14 protein-coding genes, 2 tRNA genes and 1 pseudogene are annotated in these 21,116 nt (G+C 55.0%); 4 read left to right on the forward strand and 13 right to left on the reverse strand.

Going from position 1 to position 21,116, the window contains the following annotated elements:
• Window positions 1-5 precede the first annotated feature (5 nt).
• Complete coding sequence (locus tag BR48_RS0111855; protein WP_027231495.1) at window positions 6-1,457, reverse strand: NCS1 family nucleobase:cation symporter-1; 1,452 nt, start codon at window positions 1,455-1,457, stop codon at window positions 6-8.
• 309 nt (window positions 1,458-1,766) lie between these two features.
• Between BR48_RS0111855 and BR48_RS0111865 the strand changes: the two genes are divergently transcribed.
• A complete protein-coding gene (locus BR48_RS0111865; protein WP_027231496.1) occupies window positions 1,767-2,942 on the forward strand; it encodes an effector-associated domain EAD1-containing protein in 1,176 nt (391 codons plus the stop codon).
• 146 nt (window positions 2,943-3,088) lie between these two features.
• On the opposite strand, the gene BR48_RS0111870 is transcribed toward BR48_RS0111865, so the two are convergent.
• Both BR48_RS0111870 and BR48_RS24435 read right to left on the reverse strand, forming a co-directional pair.
• Window positions 3,089-3,162: transfer RNA gene (locus BR48_RS0111870), tRNA-Cys, on the reverse strand.
• 726 nt (window positions 3,163-3,888) lie between these two features.
• Window positions 3,889-4,140, reverse strand: coding sequence for a hypothetical protein (locus BR48_RS24435; RefSeq protein ID WP_036814496.1), 252 nt, complete (start codon window positions 4,138-4,140; stop codon window positions 3,889-3,891).
• Between the two features lie 234 nt (window positions 4,141-4,374).
• Between BR48_RS24435 and BR48_RS0111880 the strand changes: the two genes are divergently transcribed.
• A tRNA-Asn gene (locus tag BR48_RS0111880) sits at window positions 4,375-4,449 on the forward strand.
• A gap of 1,611 nt (window positions 4,450-6,060) precedes the next feature.
• On the opposite strand, the gene BR48_RS0111890 is transcribed toward BR48_RS0111880, so the two are convergent.
• The 6 genes from BR48_RS0111890 to BR48_RS0111925 all read right to left on the reverse strand — a co-directional run bounded on the left by BR48_RS0111890 (window position 6,061) and on the right by BR48_RS0111925 (window position 14,816).
• Window positions 6,061-7,155, reverse strand: a complete 1,095-nt coding sequence (locus BR48_RS0111890) for a porin (RefSeq protein ID WP_027231498.1) — start codon at window positions 7,153-7,155, stop codon at window positions 6,061-6,063.
• A 614-nt stretch (window positions 7,156-7,769) separates the two neighbouring features.
• Complete coding sequence (locus BR48_RS0111895; RefSeq protein WP_027231499.1) at window positions 7,770-8,624, reverse strand: universal stress protein; 855 nt, start codon at window positions 8,622-8,624, stop codon at window positions 7,770-7,772.
• A 277-nt stretch (window positions 8,625-8,901) separates the two neighbouring features.
• Complete coding sequence (locus tag BR48_RS0111900) at window positions 8,902-9,237, reverse strand: hypothetical protein (protein WP_051614900.1); 336 nt, start codon at window positions 9,235-9,237, stop codon at window positions 8,902-8,904.
• Window positions 9,238-9,326: 89 nt separating this feature from the next.
• On the reverse strand, window positions 9,327-11,498 hold the full coding sequence (locus BR48_RS24440) for a mechanosensitive ion channel family protein (RefSeq protein WP_051614902.1): 2,172 nt from the start codon (window positions 11,496-11,498) through the stop codon (window positions 9,327-9,329).
• A 1,768-nt stretch (window positions 11,499-13,266) separates the two neighbouring features.
• Window positions 13,267-13,710 (reverse strand): potassium channel family protein, encoded by a 444-nt coding sequence (locus BR48_RS0111920; protein ID WP_027231501.1) that lies wholly within the window; start codon window positions 13,708-13,710, stop codon window positions 13,267-13,269.
• Window positions 13,707-14,816 (reverse strand): AI-2E family transporter, encoded by a 1,110-nt coding sequence (locus tag BR48_RS0111925; RefSeq protein WP_027231502.1) that lies wholly within the window; start codon window positions 14,814-14,816, stop codon window positions 13,707-13,709. The genes BR48_RS0111920 and BR48_RS0111925 overlap by 4 nt, the downstream gene beginning before the upstream one ends.
• Before the next feature lie 250 nt (window positions 14,817-15,066).
• Here BR48_RS0111925 and BR48_RS0111930 point away from each other — a divergent pair, with 250 nt between their 5' ends.
• Window positions 15,067-16,188, forward strand: a complete 1,122-nt coding sequence (locus BR48_RS0111930) for an HlyD family secretion protein (protein ID WP_027231503.1) — start codon at window positions 15,067-15,069, stop codon at window positions 16,186-16,188.
• Window positions 16,178-17,221, forward strand: coding sequence for a DUF2955 domain-containing protein (locus BR48_RS0111935; protein WP_027231504.1), 1,044 nt, complete (start codon window positions 16,178-16,180; stop codon window positions 17,219-17,221). Before BR48_RS0111930 ends, BR48_RS0111935 begins: the two co-directional genes overlap by 11 nt.
• A 151-nt stretch (window positions 17,222-17,372) precedes the next feature.
• Here BR48_RS0111935 and BR48_RS0111940 read toward each other — a convergent pair whose 3' ends face one another.
• From BR48_RS0111940 to BR48_RS0111965, 4 genes and pseudogenes are all read right to left on the reverse strand, one after another.
• The gene (locus tag BR48_RS0111940) at window positions 17,373-17,732 is read right to left on the reverse strand and encodes a hypothetical protein (protein ID WP_245273443.1); all 360 of its coding nucleotides are present in this window, start codon (window positions 17,730-17,732) and stop codon (window positions 17,373-17,375) included.
• A gap of 575 nt (window positions 17,733-18,307) precedes the next feature.
• Window positions 18,308-18,658: a hypothetical protein gene (locus BR48_RS0111945; protein ID WP_245273451.1), complete on the reverse strand. Its 351-nt coding sequence runs from the start codon at window positions 18,656-18,658 to the stop codon at window positions 18,308-18,310.
• Between the two features lie 495 nt (window positions 18,659-19,153).
• Window positions 19,154-20,188, reverse strand: a complete 1,035-nt coding sequence (locus tag BR48_RS24445; protein WP_051614904.1) for a hypothetical protein — start codon at window positions 20,186-20,188, stop codon at window positions 19,154-19,156.
• 564 nt (window positions 20,189-20,752) lie between these two features.
• Window positions 20,753-21,046: pseudogene (locus BR48_RS0111965) on the reverse strand (EAL domain-containing protein); the annotation flags it as partial.
• Window positions 21,047-21,116 lie beyond the last annotated feature (70 nt).

Below are 21,116 nucleotides of genomic sequence, written 5' to 3' on the forward strand. Positions count from 1 at the left end.
GCGATTCAGGTGGCGAAAGCCGGTTTGGCGCGCGCTCCCATGCGCAGCATGAAATACACGCCGCCACCGATCGCCACGCCGAAGAACCATCCATAGGTTCCCCACCAGGCCGGTAGAATACTGGTGAAGGTCGGAAGTATCGAAGAAAACAGGACCCCGGCCGCGAAGGCAATGAACGCATTTGCATGCCACCCACCCTGGAAACGGAATTCCCCGTTTTCCTGGTAAAGCGCGTTCACATCGAGGACGCCTTTGCGTATCAGGTAATAATCGACCATCATAACGCCGAATATCGGGCCCATGGTCGATCCTATGAAGTTGACGAAGTGGGCAGCACCCGTCTCCCACGGCGCGAATGGATAGAGCAACAGGGCAATCAGTGCCGCGATATAACCGCCGCGCTTGAAGCTGATCTGCCGTGGAAAGGCGTTGGAAAAATCGAAGGCCGGGGAAACGAAATTCGCCACCACATTGATGCCGAGCGTCGCAACGGCAAAGGTGAGAGCGGCCAGCAGCGCCAGGAACCAGTTGTCGAACTTCGCTGAAATGCCATCGGGATGGAGAAGCACTTCACCATAGACCGTGTATGCGGCCGTCGTGGTGATGCCAGCCACGAGGCAGAAGGCGAGCAAATTGATCGGCAGGCCCCAGAGGTTGCCCTTGCGCAGCGTTTTTACATCCTTCGCATAGCGTGAAAAGTCACAGAAATTGAGATAGAGCGCGGCGAAATAGGTGATCCATGTCGCAGCCACCGCAGCGAGCGCTGCAACTGAACCGGGTTCACCCGGAACGCCTGCATCCTTGGTCTTTTCCAAGAGCACATCGCGCGGAATTTCGCTGCCGAACGAAAATGTCCCAGCCTTGATGACCAGATAGATCGCAAGGAAAAGCATCATGATCCACACCGCGGGACCGGCCCAATCCTGAAACCTGCGGACCGTTTCCATGCCGCGCTGGATGATCATCAGTTGCAGCGACCATATGATTACATAGCAGATGACTTCCAGCGTCGAATGGCCGAGCATATGGCTGTTCTGGTGGAAGTTGAGCATGGCGTCATTGCGGATCAACAGCGCAACGATGGCGCCCGAGGCCGCTGCAGTCTGTGCACCGTACCAGAAGCATGCAACCACCGCCCGCACCAGCGCCGGCACGTTGGCACCGAACGTGCCGAACGATGCTCGGGCGAGCACAGGAAACGGCACGCCTGTTTTGACGCCGGCATTGCCGACGAGGCTCATGAGGAAGAAAATCACCAAGGAGCCAAGGCCAATGGCGATGATGAAATTGAGGAAGCTGCCGCATAGGAGAAAAAGACTGGCGGCGAGATAATAGCCCCAAAGACTGTGAACGTCCGACGTCCACACGTTGAATATACTGAAGGCACCCCACTTTCGTTCCGTGGCAGGTGCCAGATCCTCATTGTGCAATGCGGGTGAAGGATTGCTTAGAGACATATCGCCTTCCTCATTCAGACGGGATATCGAATAGTTCAATGCCCTCGGCATCGAACGCTGCAACCCCAATCAACCCCTCCAACAATACGGAACGCTGATTGGTTTCGCAGAGCATAGCCAACAGTTGAGCCATTTCCTATTCTATTGTGTGCAGGCTAAATACTTCTCCACAATCGTATTGCTACTGGCGAGCCTTATGATGGCGATGAATTGCGGCACGACGTCTGCGTCTCCGGCTGTGTTACGCAAAAAGCCGGCTCCGCAACGCTCGTGCAATCGAGTATATTGAGCGGAAGGGGGCGCGAACACGTGTTCAAGTGGCGTCGATCAGTCTGGATTAGCGTAGGCGTCATCTCGCTACTTGCGGTAGCCACGGCCTTCACTGTCTTGAGTTTCCGGTATGATGGGGCCGAAGGCCAAAAAGTAACGCTCAATCGCGATAAGATAGCACCAACCGATACTGGCACGACGTTCCCTAACGCTGACGGCGCGTTCGGTGATGTGAATGCGAAACCGCCTCCAGACGCCTATCCTGCCAAAGGTTCCGGGCAGGTAAGCACCCGCCTGGACGAACGAGGCAAAACCCTCAAGGCCCTCCCCGTCGGCAAGATTGTCTTGATTGCTCCCGGAGAAATGACGGTCCAGGAAACGCGGACGGTGAGTGCTCGCGTCGGAGTCAAGATTTCTGACGAGGTTCTCATGGGAACGGTGACCCATGATGACCAGACTTCGTTAAAGACGTTGCATGTTTCGACAGAAATGGAAGCTCAGCTGGAGGGCAGCTCATTCCGTATCGTACCGATCAGCGAGCGGATTCAGCCAATTGCCGAAGGGGATTTTCCTACCGTTTGGAAATGGCAGGTAACGGCGCTTAACGAGGGAGATCAAATTCTCGAAGCTACTCTTTATGCGCTCATTCCTGACGGAGATTCTACAGCACGCCTGCGTATCGACAGCTATTTCGGAGAAGTCTCCGTCAAGGTGAAGCCTGCGTCCTGGGGCGAGGTGTTTATCAAGACGCTGATTCCGCTCCTGGCGTCGCTTATAGTGATCGGCGGGATAGTAATCTTCGTCGCACGCGTGCGACGGCGCAAAGCACCCTTGTTATCGCAAGGCGGGGCGGCGTCCTTCGTCAAACGTTCACAAACAGTCAGCGACCCGATCCCCATCGACTATACGACGGTCAATTGGGACGATATCTCCGGCAAACAGCAGAAAGTCCTGCGAGAATCGATTGTGCGCACGTTTCCTAAGGCCGCGGATTTCGACTTGTTCCTCGCAAACGAACTCAACAAAGGGCCGATTGGACTGAAAGTCAGTGATGGCGGATTTGAGCAACAGGTCCATGACTATCTGCTTTATGTCCAAGCCGAGGGATGGACCCTCGATCTGGTTCGAGCCCTTCAGGAGAAGCGCTTTCCGAGCACCAGGCATCTCGTCGAGCAAATTCGAGCGACTGCAAGCATCGACGCTCAACTTAATTGACGAAGTCACTGACCTGATGATGCATGAGGGAAATGATCGGCTGAACGGATGCCAAGCCACATCCTATAGGTGAAGTGGTGGCCCATGCTGCCACGCCCGACAAAAAATCAAGCAATGTCAAACAGTTGGAGCGGAGCCAGAAGAGTTGGAGGCCTCGCCCGGAATCGAACCGGGATACAAGGATTTGCAGTCCTCTGCGTAACCACTCCGCCACGAGGCCTCAACTGCAATCGAAGCACGGAATAACCCGTTGAAACTCCGGTGCTGTTCTCTATGAGACCGAAATCGCTCCGTCAAGCCATTCCGAAGAAATTCCTCGTCCCATTCCGAACGGGCGTTCTCGCATCGTTCCTGATTGGTTAATTTCTGTTCTACGCTGCATCTTCCGCGGTATGAAGCCCCCAATACAGGCCGCCGGCCCCGGGATGCTCTAGGTATTTCAGTGTTGTCTCGCTGTCCGGTCTGCCGAGTCTTAGAAACGCTGGCAGATCCTCCCTAAGCATTCCCACAAGATTGTCGCACAACATCCGTACCGGGGTCGCCATATTTGGTGGGTATGGATTCGAAGATTACCGCGAACCAAGTCTTTCTCGGCAGCACTTGCTCCCAATATGGAGAAAAGCTTGGCCATAGGCCCTTTATGCCCCGCTGGGAAATTGTCTGGACTGATCTGCCAGTCGCAAAACTGGGCCCCTTTTTGCGCTTGCAAGTTCTGAAATAGCAACGCGTGCATTCTGCAGATGAAATGAAAAAGGTAAACGACGTAAGCCGCCTCGCCACACCTCAAAACGAACAGTCATCAGCGCGATGTGCCTCGTCATGACTTTTGGGTATGTCGTCAGCATCGCTCGCATCAAGAGTACCGCGACCCCGATCAGCGCGATTTCTGGAACGTCAATTATCACGGGGACGATTTGACTAAATACCCAACTTGATGCGGAAGGCATCACGTGCCCGAGCCGTCTTTCTTGTTCGCCGCATTCCCCTTCCAACGGCGTCCGAGCTTTACCTCCAACTGACGCCGCTTACGCCGCACCAGGGCAGAATCATGCGACAGGACGACGAGGCCAAGCGGAATCATCCAGAACCCGAGAACCGGGAGAAAACCCAATGTACCGCCAGCGACGAGCGCACCGCCGAGCGTGCGACGCATTGCCACCGATTGCGGCATGGGTACATGGCGGCCGAGAATCCGCATATGCCGGCGCTTGACCCGGGCCTTGTGCGTCTCTTCGCCGTGTTCCTTGTTGTCTTCCGGGCGCTCAGCCAAAACTTTTCTCATCATCTGGACGTGTTTCGACCGGATGTAAGAAGCCGGGCCGGCCATGTCATCCTTCTGTTATGCACATTTGCGGAAAAAAAATCGAAATGGTCCTTTGCAAAAGCGAAACCCTTTTGCTATAGGCCACATCGCTGATGACTGAGTAGCTGTTCCCCGGTAGCTCAGCGGTAGAGCAACCGGCTGTTAACCGGTTGGTCGCTGGTTCGAATCCGGCCCGGGGAGCCAGTCTTTTCAAACACTTAATGCATTTTGAAAATTCGTCTGAATTGACTGATCTACAGTATATCTACAGAATTTGGTTTTGGTAGAGGCCCCAATCTCGCCTGTTTTCACGTGGTCGCCGCCCAAAAAGGTCGCGAACCTACGAGGTGAACCAAGTAGGTACCCCTTTCACGAAATAATAGAGTTCGATTCTCAGTGAGCCTGCAACGTTGGCATCCCGTTCGCTGCGGACGGCAGAACGCCGCCGCATCTGGCTAACGCTTTGACTTTGTCGCCCCGATGCCCGGCGTTTTGGTCGAAATCTTAGCCTTGGCGGTGCAGTCAGGATAGCGGACGCAGCCAAGAAAGGCACCGTAACGCCCGGCTCGTTCGATCAGCCATCCATCCTTACACTCCGGGCAGGACGAATAGGTGGCTGCGCAACTACATTTGGCCTCAGCTGATCCGTCCGTATGTCTTGGAAGTCCAACACCACACGACGAGTATGCGGCTAGATAGTTTCCACAATGCTGCACATGCTCGCAGCGATACCAGGTTCGACCATCCTTTCCTCGCACGTCCAGCAGCCTTCCGCCACACTCCGGCGCCGTCTGTCCGGCGCCAGCCTCAGTAGCAATGCCATATTCGGGGTCTTTGTTGAGTTCGGTCACAAAGGACGATGGTTTCGAGTTCGAGGCGAGGACCGTCCCCCTTTCGCACCAGCGGAGCGCCAGATATCGCTTCAAGGGGACGGATGAGGTCAATCCGCGGCGCGTTAGCCGCGGGTGATCCCCATCAAGCTCCATAGCCCGAAAATGTCGTCCCGAACAAGTTCACGATCCGTTCAAGCAATGGCCGTTGTTGCAGTCGTTTCAATCCCAGCCTCTTATTGCGTTCGGCGGCGTATTTTGACTATGCACCTAATGACCCGACCATTACGTCATGAGTGGTAAAGAGGAAGCGCACGAATTGTGCTGACGGCGTCAAAAGCCTCGCGTCCGCAACGGCGCGCTTTATAAGCAGATCGATTCCACGAAAGTTTTTGCGAACGGTTATAATTGGAATATTATGGGGTATCCCCCACCCCCGGCCGGGGCTTGGCCAAATGTTTTCTTCGAGGAGCCATGAGGCCAAGCCCCTGTGGAACAGTTTTTTCCTTGCGCAGTCTGGCTTCGACTGACGTTCGATCGTCAGCAGGGACTTGACCGGACCAAACGGGTAGGCAGCCGGTCGAGCCCCCGCCTTTCAAATAATCTTATCCGCTATACTATGCCTATATTTCCAGCCATGGTGTACGAGGATTACAAGACATTCCGGCAAGCGCAGTTGTTAAGGCAGCCGGGCGCGCTTGTAAGGATTGCATCGGCTTAGGACGCCGCAAGGTTCGTGCTTGAGCAATGGCCGGATCAAGCGGAGCCTGAAGTATCTCATGGCCAGGGAGATATTGCTCAAATGTCTTGAAGACAGTTGTTCGGCGGCCGTGGCGCGTGTTGCCTTTATCGAGGCAGCCAGGGAAGCCAGATTTATATGGATGCCGAGTACAGGCGGCCTATACAGGCAAGCCTGGGGCGCCGAAACACAAAAGGCCCGCCAACCGGATAAACGGCGGCGGGCAACAAACTATTTGATCTTTGCCTAGAAGTTACGCTGGAAGCGAATGATGCCGCCAAGTGCGTCATCCTCGCCGAAATCGCTCTCTGCCACTTCCTTTCGGTCCCCGCCGAACTTGGTGTAGTCGATTTCCGGCCTTATGAAGAAGCCCGGCACCAGCTCGTAGTTGACGTTGAGGGCGAGAGCCCAGGTGCCCTGCTCTTCATAGGCCGCCTGGCCGTTGATCGTCGCCTTGTCGGTAACCTTGATGGCAAAGCCACCCCAGCCGGCCCAGTCGCCTTCCCACAAGCCGTACCAGTTTTTGTTCTGATTGGTGATGAAAGAATCAGAATCATAGTCGGATTGATAGCCCGCCATGATCCAGGCCGATATTGCATCCGTCAGGCTCACGTCGAGCCGCGCTTTGACGCCGACGGCATCCTGCACGGAATCATAACCGACGACAGCACCAATCTGGCCCCAACCCTGTTGATATTTCACGCCGGCAAGGACATGCGGCATGTAATCATCGATGACGTAGTCATAACCGTTGAATACCATACCCTGTTCTGCGGCGATGACAGCGGAAAATCCGTTTCCACCCTTGAAGGTGTAGCTGATCTGATTGCTGGAAATGCTGTCGGATCCATACTGGATCACGTCGTCCTGAATAATCGTCCCAGCATAGCCGAGCCAGGAGCCGAAGAGGACATCGTTGACGCCCATCTGGAACCCGCCCAGCTCGATAAACCCCTGATGCAGCGTGCCTCCGGCGTCGTCGCTGTTTGTATTCTGGAAACGGGTGTCAATAAACGACCGGAGCGTGCCAAGTTCTGTTTCGGAACGCGCATCAAAACGAATTTCGGCGCGGGTGCGGACACGCCAGGTATCATTTCCGCCTGCACCAACGGGGCCACCGGTAAACACGTTGTCTCCGCCGGAAAACTCGAAGCGCAGGTAACCGTTGACCTTTAGGCATGTTTCGGTTCCCGGGATATAGAAGAAGCCCGCCCCGTAGGCATCGCATACCCGGACATATTCAACAGGCTCGGGCTCGGCAACGACGACCGCATCCGCCGCATAGGCCGACGTCGTCATGAGGACTGAACCCGATATCAGAAAAAGCCTACGAATAGCCATGCGATCCCCTCCAGATTGCCCGGCCGAGCATTTCTGCTTCAGCAATCGCTGCAGCTTATCCCTTTCAGGTGTCGAGGATCATAACGTTGATCAAAAAATACATCATGTGGCCAACCTGCCACACTGATCGAAGCTCACGAACTCATTTCGGGTGGCCACAATAGGCCAAAGTACAGGTATAGTCCTGCATAAATTCCGGCATTGACTGGCGGGCCGGGCAGAATCCTTCAGAAGGACGATAACCGGGACGGCGCACCCGAGGTGCACTAAGTAGCAACTGGCTACTACTGATATCCAACGATTTTCTGTGACACTCGGCGAATCCATGGGACATAAGTTGACGAATTCGCGTTGCAACAAGAGTTTGCGCTTTAGCGGCATTTGGCCCGCAAGCAAGTGAAAACTTGGTTCAGCACGTCATCGGAACCCTGCCCACGCTTGAACGCGGGTTACCCAACGCGCAACTTGCGGCGTTTTCATCGGGCGGTACGTACTAGTGAATACAGTCTGGAACTTGTGGATTATTGGTTTGCAATGTTGGGAGATAAGTGAGTGGAGACGTCTGAGCCTCGCTGCTACTCAACGCATGGGGACCTAAGTTTTCCAGCGCGCGCTTACCGCGCTACCAGGACGTCGCAAGGCGGGGCATTCAGGAAGCCTATCGCATAGCTGCCGAGAATGGCACCGACGAAACCGCCGCTGCTATGTGTACCCATGACTAGCAAATCAGCGTTCTGTTCAGCCACAATCTTGTCTATACCCGGCCCAATTTCTCCGCGTTCAAGCCTTGGCGTGACGGACCCAGAAAAGGCGCCGTTTGTTTTCACAAATGCGCTGATGGCCGCATCGGCTTCGCGCTGAGACTGATCGATCAAGGGCCGCTCATATTCCGCCAATTCCTCGGCATTTACTTTAATACGGCTTGAGAATGGGGTTTGAAAGACATGCAGTAGGCAAACCGCTGCTTCGGGAGCAATCTTAAGTCCAGCGCCCAGCGCATGTTGCGAGGAAAGAGAGAAGTCAGACGCGGCAACGACCTTGCGATAGGGGCAAGCGGGCTTGTCTTTTACAACCAGAACCGGAACGAGGCTGTTGCGGACAATATTTCCGGCTTTGGTTCCTGTAAAGCGGTCCTTCGTCGTCGCACGGTGCATGCCAAGAACTATAAGATCGACTTGTCTGGTTGCGACCTCGGCGAGAATATCCTTCGAGACGGAGCCGATCTTGACGATAGCGCCGATACGGGTGGCAGAGGAAGGGGGCAAGTTTGCCCAGTGTCGCCGCAAATGCATCGTTGCCTGTTCGATCAATCGGTCTTTGGTGTTGGGATCGTTATCTTTCAATTCGTCATCGTCTATGACGTGCATGACGGTTAGCCTGGAATCATGTGCCTGCGCCAGTTGCAGAGCTCTTTCAAATGCTCGATCCGATACCTCGCTGACGTCCATTGCCACGAGAATATGTTTCATGATGATACGCCCCAGCAGACCGAGATAAGGAATTTCAATACTACATTAATTGTGGGCCAATTTCTTCAAAACCTGGGGGTCGGATTACGCAAAATCAACAAGGGCGGGAAACGTATTTTTTTGAGTTCAATCAACGTCGGCCGAAGAGCATTGCTGCTTATCGATGGAGTAAGCGAAGCAGTCTTGGCGCTTGCCCGAACAAACTATAATAACGAAACGGCTAGTTGCCACAAAGCTTTCGTGGGCATTGACTGTAAGCGTCGGGTATTCTCCAGTTTTAGTCACCGTCGTCCCGGTCGTGATCGTCATCATCGTCAAAACTAGAAGGATCGACGACTGGTATCAAAAAGACACGCCGGTACCAATGACCATCAAACTCGTCCGTTTGGCCAGCTGACGCGCGGCCGGCTTCCCAGGTCTCGACCTCCTGCGGGAGCGCTCCACGCAAATTGATTTCCGAGACACCGTCCCAGAGGCAACGGCCTTGGTTTTGAAATACATGCAGGTCCCGCCGTAGGGTCTTGTCTGACAGCCGCGCCCTGGCCTCGTTTTCGTTCGCTGCGTCAAATGCAACAATTCCCCGTCCCAAAATTTCAGCAACGTAAACGGTCATTTTTCGATCCTTTACAGATATGTTGGGTGGCTTCTGACGGTTCATGTGAGCCTCGGTCGGGGTTAGAAGTCGCTTCTGGCCGCGTCCGGTCAGCCTTCGCCCTCCACCAATTTCAATCTCGCTTCGGTGGCCTTTCTGCGGGCCATGGTATCTCCTGTAGCCGCTGCCACAGCGTCGGTCGAAGGTTCCTCGGTGCCGGCAACATGCACGGTTGGCGAAGCAAATCCGATGCCATTCTCCACGAAGACTTCGCGGATCATTGCATAGGCGCGGCGGCGAATAGTGGATTGGTGGCCCGGTTTGGTCATCATGGCAAAGCTTAACTTAATGCCATATTCACCGAATTCCTCCACGCCCTTCATCTTTACCGTCTCCAGGATTTGCGGGCCGAATTCCGGATCGTCGAGCAGCGCGGCGCCAACTCCCTTCACCAACTTTTTAATCTTAACGGTGTCCGCATCGTAATTGACCGAGATGAAGAACTTGTCGATGACCCAATCGCGGCTCATATTCTGGACTGCCCCGAGTAAACCGAACGGGACCGTAAAAATTGGACCGCGATGGTGGCGAAGCTTGACAGACCGGATGCTGAAAGACTCGACGGTGCCTTTGTAAGTACCGCTCTGGATATATTCCCCTACCCGAAATGCATCATCGGTCATGTAAAATACACCGCTGATGACGTCCCTGACCAGGGACTGCGAGCCGAAGCCGATCGCAACGCCGAAAATGCCAGCGCCCGCAATTAAGGGACCGATCGCAACACCAACACCGGACAAAACCATCATGCCTGCAATGGCAGCGATCAAAACGGCCAGAAAATTGCGCAGAATTGGCAGCAATGTCATGAGTCTTCCGCCGCGCGCCATGGCAGCTTCATCACCCCCTTCGCCACGGGCGCGCTCAATGCGCTGGTTGATGAAAGCCTTGACCATATGCCAGATTAGGTCGGCGGCGAGAACAATGACCACGCCACTTAATACACCTCGGATCATGCGACTGACGGCCTGGTCCTCCATCAAGCCACTCATGCGAAGGCGCACAACCGCGGCGAGCCAAGCGGCTGCCAGGGCAATGATGACCACCCGTGCGCCGCGCTCAATAAGCACTTCGACGATGGAACTCCTCGCTTTTGCTGTATCGTCAGACCTGTACAAGAATGACTTCACGATTTTGCTAGTTGCCCCTAAAATAGGCGGCAGGATGAGCGCATATATGCCGATCCACAAAACCAGGCTCACGCCGGCAACCCATAGCAGCCAGAGCATGCACAGATAAAAAGTGAGCAGCCACTCCTTTGTGCGGTACAATCGGGGGGTACCGGCCGTCGCTTGGTGGTGCCACACGGTTTCCAGCGCGACACCCAAGAGGCCAAGCCCCAAGATGTAAACGACCAGGCTCTTGACGTTAGGGGTAAAACCGACGGCAGTCATCAATCTGACCGCCGCCCATCCTGTAAGGAAGATGCCTGAAAACAACGCGGCCCGGTGATACCAGAAAGCTGCATTCGCATCATCCATGGGAATGAGACGCATCGTGTCTTCCGCCTTATCGGTCGACTGCCCCCCATGAAATCCGAGGACACTAGCGGTCAGTTGCATGATGACGCGCCAAGCGATTAGGGCGACGAGCATTGGAAGTACAAGCATGGCCAACAACGGTGGCCAAGTGAAAGCAAGAAAGGCACCGATACTGGCGAGCGCAAAGACTACCAATGGTGCGACGGCTTCAAAGAGCGAGCGACCAATCATACTATGCCGTTTGGGCACGTCCCCCGCCATCTCGGGGGCCGCTACCTGTCTATGGCTCGCCTGACTTAGCAAGCGCCTAAAGACAAGCTCTACTCCCGAAACCAGCGCAGCAAATGCTATAAGCGGGATTAGGATTGCTCCCGCACCTCGTTCATTGATCTCGGTCATAATTGTGAAGCTTGCCCTAGAAATCTCGGCGGGTAGCGCCGAAACGGCTTCCACAAGACCCCTCAAATGCCCCCGAACGATGTTCGACCAAAGGATAAACTCATCCGCTGAAGGCGCTGCCGGCGGCTCGGTTGGCGAAGGCGCTACGCCTTTTCTTGTTATCCACGCTTTGACATCCGGATCATCCAACAGTTTCAGTAGTTGCTCAACTTTAACTGGCGGGGATTGGATGGGAGACGTTTGAGCTTTTGAGGCTGCTGTCCACGCAAAGCAAAGAGCCAAGCTCACTGTAAGCATGACGCTCGCTTTGGCGATCGAATCCCGGTTAACGGCACTGTTCATTCAAATGCCCCTGAAGACCGCTTATAGCACTCTATCCGCATTATATCGACGTTTCTCACTAAAGTGACTCTGCCTGCTGCCCGGAGCGAGTCCACGATGGTTCATGATGCTGTCAGTGCTTAACCAATGCATCGGCCCAATCATCGACAAGGCGATGCGAGCTGCGGGTGATCAAGTGCCTAGTCACGCTTTCTCCCGAAAAGAAAGCAAAGGAAGCCGAGCGCGCGAAACAATGGCGACTTGCAAAGCCAGAGAAATATCATGAACAGCAAAACGCCTGGTATGCTGAAAACCGTGAGCGGATACTGGCCCAGGACCGTGCGAAAAAACGCCGTACCGTGAAGGATGATGGAAGCACTTCATATGGCGATCGAAAGACCACGCAAGCCAGCGGGCCACAAGGAACGACTGAGCGACTGCCAGAGAGCGATCGAAGTTAGATTACTTGAACTTTTCGGTGAGGCTGTTGCGGCCGGCTAGGCCGAAGATGAGGTCTTTGCCGCAATGGTAGCGGTAGCCGATACCACCCACTTGCGATGCATCAGGGCGCGATGTAGAGGCCGAATTTCTTTCGTAAGGCGGCGGAAGCGGCATCTTGGAGCTATCGAACGGTCAAATCATCCGCATCGACTGAAAACCATTCGCGTTTATCGGCATGTTTGCTCTGGACCTTATGGAACAATTGCGCCAAATTTAGATTCTGAGACAGGCTGGGGATAACAGCATCTGCTTGATGTCACCCCTTGCCATCAAGCAGCAACGGGCTCGGATTTGCGCCCCCGTCTTTTCCGAGCCCGTTTTCAACTCCTTAAAGCGCACGTTAGGACCGCTGATGCGTCCCAATGCTCAGCGGAACCCGTCCGTCCCTGTGTTGCGTAAATCGACGGGTCGGATTCCACAAGCTTGGGCGAATTGGCCTTATTCTCGCACAGCCCGCAGCGTATTTGTGAGCGCTTCCACCAAAGTGGTGTTGCCCTCTTCGACGCGGATACCAGCGTCTAACAGCGCATCGAGAAAGGCAGTTCGCGCCTCAACTGGACTGAAGTGTCCTTCCAAGGCTCCGGTGCATGTCAGTTTAGCGCGTAGGCAGGCAGGACCTTGCTTGTGGGTCCAATTGTTTTTTAGAAAAGCAAGTTCCTGGCCGACGGAGCTAACATGTCTAGGTTTGCCGCGTCGAGCAGGCCGGAGGACCAGTGTTTGGAATGGGACGTCGTCCATGAACGGAAAACGCCGATATTGGGCGCTGGTTCCTTATGGCAATTGACGGTGGGAAAGCACTATGCCAAGCGATTTGAATGAGAATGGCGATCACCAGCCCCCGAACGAACCATCCTACGTGATACTGGGGGTGGGGTTCGTCTTGGGCATTGTGATCATCATGGCGATCGGCTGGTATTTGCGGTGACTAAGAGATCTTATTGATTCGAAATTTTGTCAACCTCGCCTCTACATTCCGGGCATGGATTACGCGAATTACAAGACGTTCCAGCGAGTGCAAGTGCGCGGAAGGAAGCCGGGCGAGCCTGACCGGTGCTGCGGCAAGCTTTGCCGGGCAACGCGCTAGCGCAAGAGACGATCGCGTTTGCATGCGCGCGCGCCGGCGCGCTCATCAATCGAAGACATCTTGCCTCCGTCTGTCTATCGCCCCAATCGAATTGCTTGCGGCTTCCATCCCTTAGCGCCACCCGGGACGTCGAGCTACAGCGCCTATGTCTCCTGAAGCTTGCGGCCGGTAAAGGGGCCGTACAATCGTCGCGCAGTCGGCTTTCTAAGTGCGGACTGACTGCGCGGCGATCCATTTAGCGGTGACCTGCTGGATAACGGAGATAAAAAGTGCGGTAGTGATGCCGAACATCATGAGGCCGTTGGCAGCCTGAAGCGGCGCAAGCAACCTCATTTGGCCATGCAGCACAACGTCCCCATAGCCGAGCGAAGTGAATGTCACGCCCGAAAAATACATCGCCGTTTCAAAGTCCTCGACTGCACCGAGTAGCCTGTACAGCAATGCCCAAAACGCAACTTGGACAATGTTGCCGGTCATGAGCATCAGCATCAGAACCGAGAATTGAAGGAAAATGCCCCGCAGCGGCTTGGGGCCGAGCGGTTGCCTGGTGGCCCGCGCGAAATAACGGGCGGCGTACACCGATGCCAGCACCTGAAGCGCAAGGCATGCCGACATCGCCAGTAAGCCGAGAGCAATAACCGCGATCATGGCGACGAAACTTCAGGCCCCGCTGCAGCGCCCTGAATGGGATCGTACCGCAGCCACTCCATGAGCAGTACGTAGCCAACGGCCAGAATCACTGGGCCAACAAACAGGCCGAGAAGCCCATCAACGATCATACCGCCAATCACACCAATGAGGATGATCGGCATTGGAACCTCAAGTCCCCGGCCAAGCATCAATGGTTTAAGCACGTTGTCACTGAGCCCGGCAATGATGGTCCAGATCGAAAAAATGATCGCAGGTGTGGTCGCCTCCGTTGCAAGGACATAGGCGATGATAGGCAGTGTTATCAGCACCGCCGGCACCTGGACGATCGCAAACAATAGCACCACGAGGGTCAAGACGCCGGCTGACGAAAGGCCGATGGCGAAAAAGCCTATCCCGATTAGCAGCGACTGGATTACCGCTACGCCGACTACGCCGACTGCCACACCCCGGATCGTAGCTGCGGTCATCGCAACCAGCCGGGGGCCCTGTGCCTTGCTGCCGGTGATACGTTCCAACAAGCGACTGGCGAATGCAGTGGCGCCCTCTCCATAGGCAAGGAGCACGGCAGCGACCGCGAACGAAAGTACGAACGACAGCTGACCGGCCGCCAAGCCGCCCGCGAACGATGCCAGCGACGATGCAATTCCACCTAACATTTTGCCGTACTTGGCAAGCGCCACCGGCATGTTTGTCTCTATGAGCACCCACGTCTCGGTCAGTTTCTTGCCGACCAGCGGCAGGTCGGCAAGCCATGGTGGCGGCGGCCGCACCGTTAAGCTGCGGTCTTGCAAGCCCGAGACGAATTCTAGTATGGAAGACCCCAGCGATGTCACCACCATGACCAATGGTACAAGCATCAGCGTAATGCTGATCAACCCGATTAACGTCGCTGACCAGCGATTGCCGACACGCCCGACCAGTCGTTGGTGCAGGGGATACAGCATGACGGCGAGGATCACCGACCAAAGCAGAATGCCAGTAAAGGGCAATATAATCCTGCTACAGGCAAAGATCAGTAAGGCCACGAGCCCGATCTGAAGTGCTGAATCGAGCATTCTCAAGAGCGACGGCGCGCGCTCAGGGATTCTCAAGTTCGGGTCCATTTCTGCTGCCCCTTCCCAGCCAATCTGGATACCTTGATTATTTACCTGTTTCGACCTTCCCGCAAGACCACCGCCATATTCCTCGCTTGACGTGTAGATCGAAAAAACCCGTGCCCCTCTGCTCTGGCGCGGCTATGTACGCGATTTTCTTTGGATTGGAGATCCCGCACCGGTGCCTGTTGCGGCGGTGACCGCATGAGACTAAATTGCCATTGGAACGCGACCGCCGCGTGATCTGGGGGGAAATGTCATGGCGTCGGATGCAACGGGCCCGCATGATGATACTCGAAGGACAGCTGGTACACGTGTGAAGGAGAAAAACCCGCAGCGCACGGCCGCCATTTCCGTGCTCTTGGTGGCTTTGCTTCTCTTCATGGTGACGGTTTTCATGGAGCGGCGCACTCCTTCTTCCTCGCAAGCGACCGTCAGTGCATATGTCGTCGGCGTAGCGCCTGAGGTTACCGGGCGGGTCATCGAAGTAAGCGTGACTGACAACAGCGCCGTGGGGCCCGACCAGATGCTGTTTCGCCTAGACCCCGAACAGTACCGGCTTGCCGTGGCGGAAGCAGAGGCACGCCTTGCAGGGGTCGGTCAGACGATCGGCGCGTCGACAGCGGCCGTCGATGTCGCCCAGGCTAAGTTAGTTGAGACAAAGGCCATCCGGGTCAATGTCCAGGATCAAGCTACCCGCGCCATGGAACTTGTCAGGCGCGGTATCTACGCGCAGGCAAAGTACGATGAGGCCGCGGCTGCGCTGGATAGGGCAGACGCAGGCGTGGCTGCAGCCGAAGCCGATCTGGTGCGGGCTCGGGAGGAGCTTGGACCGGCGGGAAAGGACAATCCGCAATTAAAAGAGTCGCTTGCGGCGCTTGAAAAAGCCCAGCTCGATCTGCTGCATACGACGGTTTCAGCGCCGGCCGAAGGCGTTGTAACCAATCTTCAGCTTTCTGTTGGGGGCATGCTAAGCGCCGGAGAGAGTGCAATGACTTTCATCGATACTGGCACGATTTGGATCACCGCAGCGTTCAAGGAAAACAGCCTCGAGATGGTTGGCGCTGGCGACCGTGCGGAAGTACTTTTCGATGTCCTCCCGGGCCAGATTTTCGCCGCCACCGTAGAAGGCATCGGGATGGGGGTGGCTCAGGGAAGTGTCGACCCAGCGACGGGTCTGCCGAAGATTTCCACAGACACTGGATGGGTGAGAACTCCGCAGAGCTTTCCGATCCGCCTAGTTCTCGACGACGGGCGGCCTAAGGGCGTGCGATACGGTTCGCAGGCGAATGTTGTCATCTACACCGGAGACCATCCGGTCACCAATGCGCTAGGCAGCATCTGGATACGCATTCTGTCGGTACTTACTTATGTCAGCTGAAACCTATCTTTCACATAATGCAGGGGACAGAAACAATGTAAAGCGCAAGGGCCTGCGGATAGCGCTCGCAGTTGCCGTGGGATTTTCCTGGTCGGTGTATTCGGGGGCCATCATCCCATTCCTCGGGCCATTGTTTGCGGCGCAGTTTCTAATCTCCAGCTCCCGCCCTCTGCCCGTGCAAAAGGCGTTGGCAGTCACAGTTCTGATTCTTGTCGTCGGCGCACTTCTGCAATTCGTAACTATACTGACTGGCGACCGGCCGCCGGTCTTGTTGCTGCTGCTCGGGCTGATTTACTTTGGGTGTTTCCACCAACAGGCCAGCGGCAAGGGCGGACCCACAATCTTTCTTGTCCTGGTCATTGCTGTCATGGTGCCGCTTCTCACAATTCTGAACGAAGATCTCGGCGACACCATACTTATGATACTGGTTCAGGGTGTGGTGAGCGGAATGCTCTTGATGTGGATGGCTCATGCCTTGATCCCAGATAGATGTAGCCCCCCTGTTCAGGCCGCGACGAAAACAACGTATCCGCAAGCGGAGCGCTACGCTGCCGCCAACACCATCATACTCCTGATCGCGGTAATTGCTTGTCTGACACGTGAAGGGTTGGCCACGGCGATTGTCATACCGATAACTGTCGTCTCACTACTGTCACAATTCGACGTCGCTGCTAGCACGCGCGCGGCCTTGGGTATCGTGATAACCAATATTACTGGCGGCATAGCAGGATCTCTCGCATTCGGGCTGCTTCAGGTACACCCATCCCACATTTTCCTCTTTCTGCTGGTGCTGATGGCGGGCCTGATATTTGGCGGTCGAGCGGCCATGCATTCTCCTGCCGCTAAACTTTACGCCGGCGCCTTAACGATCTTCCTCCTCGTATTCGGAACAGGAGTGTCACCGCTTCCGGGGTCTGCTGCCGACTCCTTTTCCACCCGGGTCACATACATACTGGTGGCCATCGCCTATGCAATCTTCATGACAACGTTGCTTTGGCCGACAGGAACGCAGTCTCGATCGACCGCAAAATAGCATGTCTAATCGTGATGATCTGGGGTTGTACTCGTGGCGTGAGGCAGCGCTGCGGACAAATCGCATCGACCTTTTGGTAGCCCTAACCCGTCGATGTGCTTGAACCTCAACAGCCGGGTCTTTTGCGCCAGTGCTCGTTACGAGCGCGTGGTCAATGCTTGAGGCACTTTTTTCCCGCTGCCATTGCCTTGAAAGTCCCCTTTAGGTCGACGACGAACGTCCCCTTGGTTTCCGGAAAAACGGTCATTTCATATTTCTTTGCTACGTCGCGCTTGAACTTCGGGTCATCGGTCAAAATGTAGCCGCCAGAAAGTCCGCCCTTGAGTTCGCCGTTGGTGCTGGTGGCTACACCTCTATATAGATTGCGGTCGAGGGCGACGAAGATGTCGGTCTTGTTCCCGTTCTTGAGGCCGATATCAGCCTTTGTGAACACGCCGAGATACCCGATCTCCTTTTGATTTGGGGTAACACCCATCTGCACCGAACCCTGACCGAAGTCGCGAACGATCAAGCAATCTCCGCGGGTTTGATTTGTATATATGGTCCAGCCCTCTATGTCCTTTCCATATCGGACCAGCACATCGCTGGCCTTCGGGAGGGGATTTGGGCTTTGTGAATTAGCCGCTATCACAGACGACAGCGTTATCGCCGTAGCTGCGATGAGTGTCAGGACGTTTCGCATGATATTCCCCTTTGTGCAGGCTTAATTGTTATGTGACGTGGTAGTCTATTTCTCCAGACTTGCTAGCGATCTTCATCAACGGCCCGGCCTACTTCAGCACCTACGCATTGAACCAACGAGCGTTGGGTTGCTCTGCGGTCGTGAATCATTCGTCATGCCTTCCGATAACGAATAGGCAGGGTTAGAGGATAAGGCTGAGTTCATAGAAGCAGGGCGGCGATCGCGTTAATTACGGTCCAACGTTGGTTCGACCACACCTTTCACCAGACAATCTAGGGAAAACCCTAATTGCTGGGAGCCACTTTTTGCCTCATGATAAGGTGCCAATCGTGTCCATACCCGTCCCGATTGGTAAACCCCTACCCGTCGTTGTGCTGAAACCCCAGCGGCGGGGTTTTTTCGACTCAATATTTGATGGCTCGACCCGTCTGCCGTGCGTCCTGCTTAGTGGAGCGCTTGTCCTGGCGGCAGGCCGCATTGCTTTTCTGGTCGGCGGCGCGACAATCCTGTTTGGCTTGCCGTGCAGCCGGACGGGCTTGCTGTTTGGTGTCGCGGGCTTGCTGGCGTTGCTGCGATTGCTCGGTCGCCCACGACAATCCTGACGAACTCACGAGAGAGATCGCAATTATCGATGCGGTAAAAAGTGGTTTCAATCTAAGCATTTTAGTATCCTTTCCCAAAAGGGTTCGGGAGCAAGTAACGATCGAAATGCCCAGCCCTAGTGTGGCCGACGGCCCATGCAAGCTCGACATCATTCGCGATCACCACGACAGACGTTATACGCTCGGCAAAAAGATTTCGTTTTTTCCAAAGGCCCGCTGCCGCGAGGTCTGCACCAGCGGGCTTGTTTTGGGCAATATAGAAAAGGATTGAACGCCTTTTCTACCCACCATACTACGCCCTGTCTTTCGGATCACCAAGTGATAACAAGCATTGGTGCAAGCTTTTGACTGATCCCGAGAAGTAAGTGGCGCATAATTACCCGGGAGGGATCGGCGGCGGCGATTATCCCACGGAACTTCTTAGATGTCAGGAATGGTATCTCATGATCAAAACTCTGCAGAGGCCGTCGCTTCATCGCGGCGCACCTTCTCTAGTACACTGGCAGACCTCACTAAGGGATCGAGCCACACAGCAATCGGGTAGCTTGCAGCTCAATTGCGGTCTCAGTGCTGGCAAGCGCGAAAGTGGGACCCACCCAAGAAGCATGAACGAATCAAGCTAACGAGGGGTAGGCGAATTTCATTATATTACTTGGTGTGGCCACAATAGGCCAAAGAGCAGGTATAGGCCTGAATATCATCCGGCGGCGACTGTGCGAGGCCGCCCTCATCGCTTTGAAAAATAACACCGTAGGGTTGCGCCAGCGCCGTAGCCATCGAACGAGCGATGTCCTCCTGAAGCTGAAACAGGCCATGGGGTTGGATATCGTTTTCGTAGCTTTTCGTCCAAAAAATGGAACCATCGGCACGGTTGACGAGACGGGTGCTTAGCCGAAGCCTCTCGTCCTCGATGCGGACAGCTGCTTCCAGCACAACGGTTGGGTACGGATCGATGACAGTGCTGGATGCAACACCATCCACGACGATGATTTCCTTGAATTTCGAAAGTTGAGTGAGGACTTCCTCAGTTAGTCCCTTCGCCATATTTGCCGAGCCCTGTGTACCCGAAAGGTCACTGAACGGTTTAACGAGTAATCGAGGAATATGAGGTCCTGTTCCCCTGATCGCGACAGCAGTCTTGCCGGAAAAGTTTGCATGAGAGCGGATCAGGTAGCCGCTGGCTGACAGTGCTAGACCGATGAAAGCGATGGCCGCAAGATTTCCCAACTTGCGAGGCGGTTCGTGCGTCAAAAGAAACTCTTTGGATAAGCCCGCTAGCGGGCGGACTTCGACGGCAGATGTTATTGTACACCTTTTCGAGAAGATGGGCACGTAACCGCCCTTCGGCATGGTGATGATAATTGGATCATCCTGACCCGCTACCAGGTAATAATATTCAAGGCCACGCCTGATGAGACTTGCCTGGATGCGGACTACGGGGTCCGCTTGCGCTTCAAACGATGAGTCGCGTCCGAAGACTTCAAGGGCGACCGAATAGGCCTTGATCCAGTTGGCACGGCCCGCGATCACCTCTTTAACAACATAATTCAGGAATCTGCGCGCCCGCTCGGGCGCATGAAACTCCGGACTAGATTGAATGCGTTCAAGTTGTGCGAGAACCTCAGCTTCGGTGGGAAGGGTTGCCTCCTCATTCACCGGCGAACGGTTCATAGCAACGCTCATTCCTTGTCCTCCAACAAGTAATAGCCCCTTTACCCGTCTATATCACACTATCTTGGCTACTGTCGGAATTATCCGCTGTCATATACCAGCGTGGGTCAGGCAATCGGGCTGGAGGGATTTTTACACCAGTCCTGGCAGTCCACCCTGATTCCCGAAAGTTGAGTATGTGATGTTCAAGTATGGCGTCACTCCCATATTCGAAACAAATCAGCTATTTTGAACATCATCCTCTGCTGGCGGTACTCGCTCCCGCGGTTGTGTTTGGGCTGCGGGGGCGAAGCCGTGAGCAGCTTTTCCCTAACCATGGCGGCTGCACAGCCCGTCGGCCGCAGCAGCAACGAGGAATGGCAAGGCGGGAGGTCGAACTTAAGACGCGTCAGGTACGCTACGCAATAAGCACTGAGGCCCTCCCCCAAAGATGCATTCCGCCAGTATTACGATTTGTGATCAAGTTGTTTGCTGTCTCAAAAGAAGATGCTCTACAAGTCGTCCTCTACCATCTTCAAATAGGGGTTCGTGTGCCTCCGTCGACGCTTTTTTGAGCTCAAGCATTCCCGGACTCGTGGGTTTCCCGAATAGAAAACCTTGGGCTTGGTTGCATCCCTCCTTTTTCAGGAAATCGAGATCGGCCGCTGTCTCGACACCTTCGGCCAGGACATCGATGTTGAGCGCGCGCCCGAGGGCGATGGTAGACTTTAGGATCGCTTGCGACTGTGCCGAAGTCGTGATGTTACGGATGAACGTCCTGTCGATTTTGATTTTGTCGATGGGGAAGGTTTGGAGTGTCGACAGCGATGAATATCCCGTGCCGAAGTCGTCCATCGCGATTGAAACGCCAATTGACTTCAATTCGAGGACGATTTTCCTCGCCTGTCACGATCCTTGCTCCAAACCAAGGATGATTCCCAGTTTCGATCCCGGTCGAGGC

The sequence above is a fragment of the Phyllobacterium sp. UNC302MFCol5.2 genome, from assembly GCF_000686005.1.
GTDB classification, from domain to species: Bacteria; Pseudomonadota; Alphaproteobacteria; order Rhizobiales; family Rhizobiaceae; genus Phyllobacterium; species Phyllobacterium pellucidum.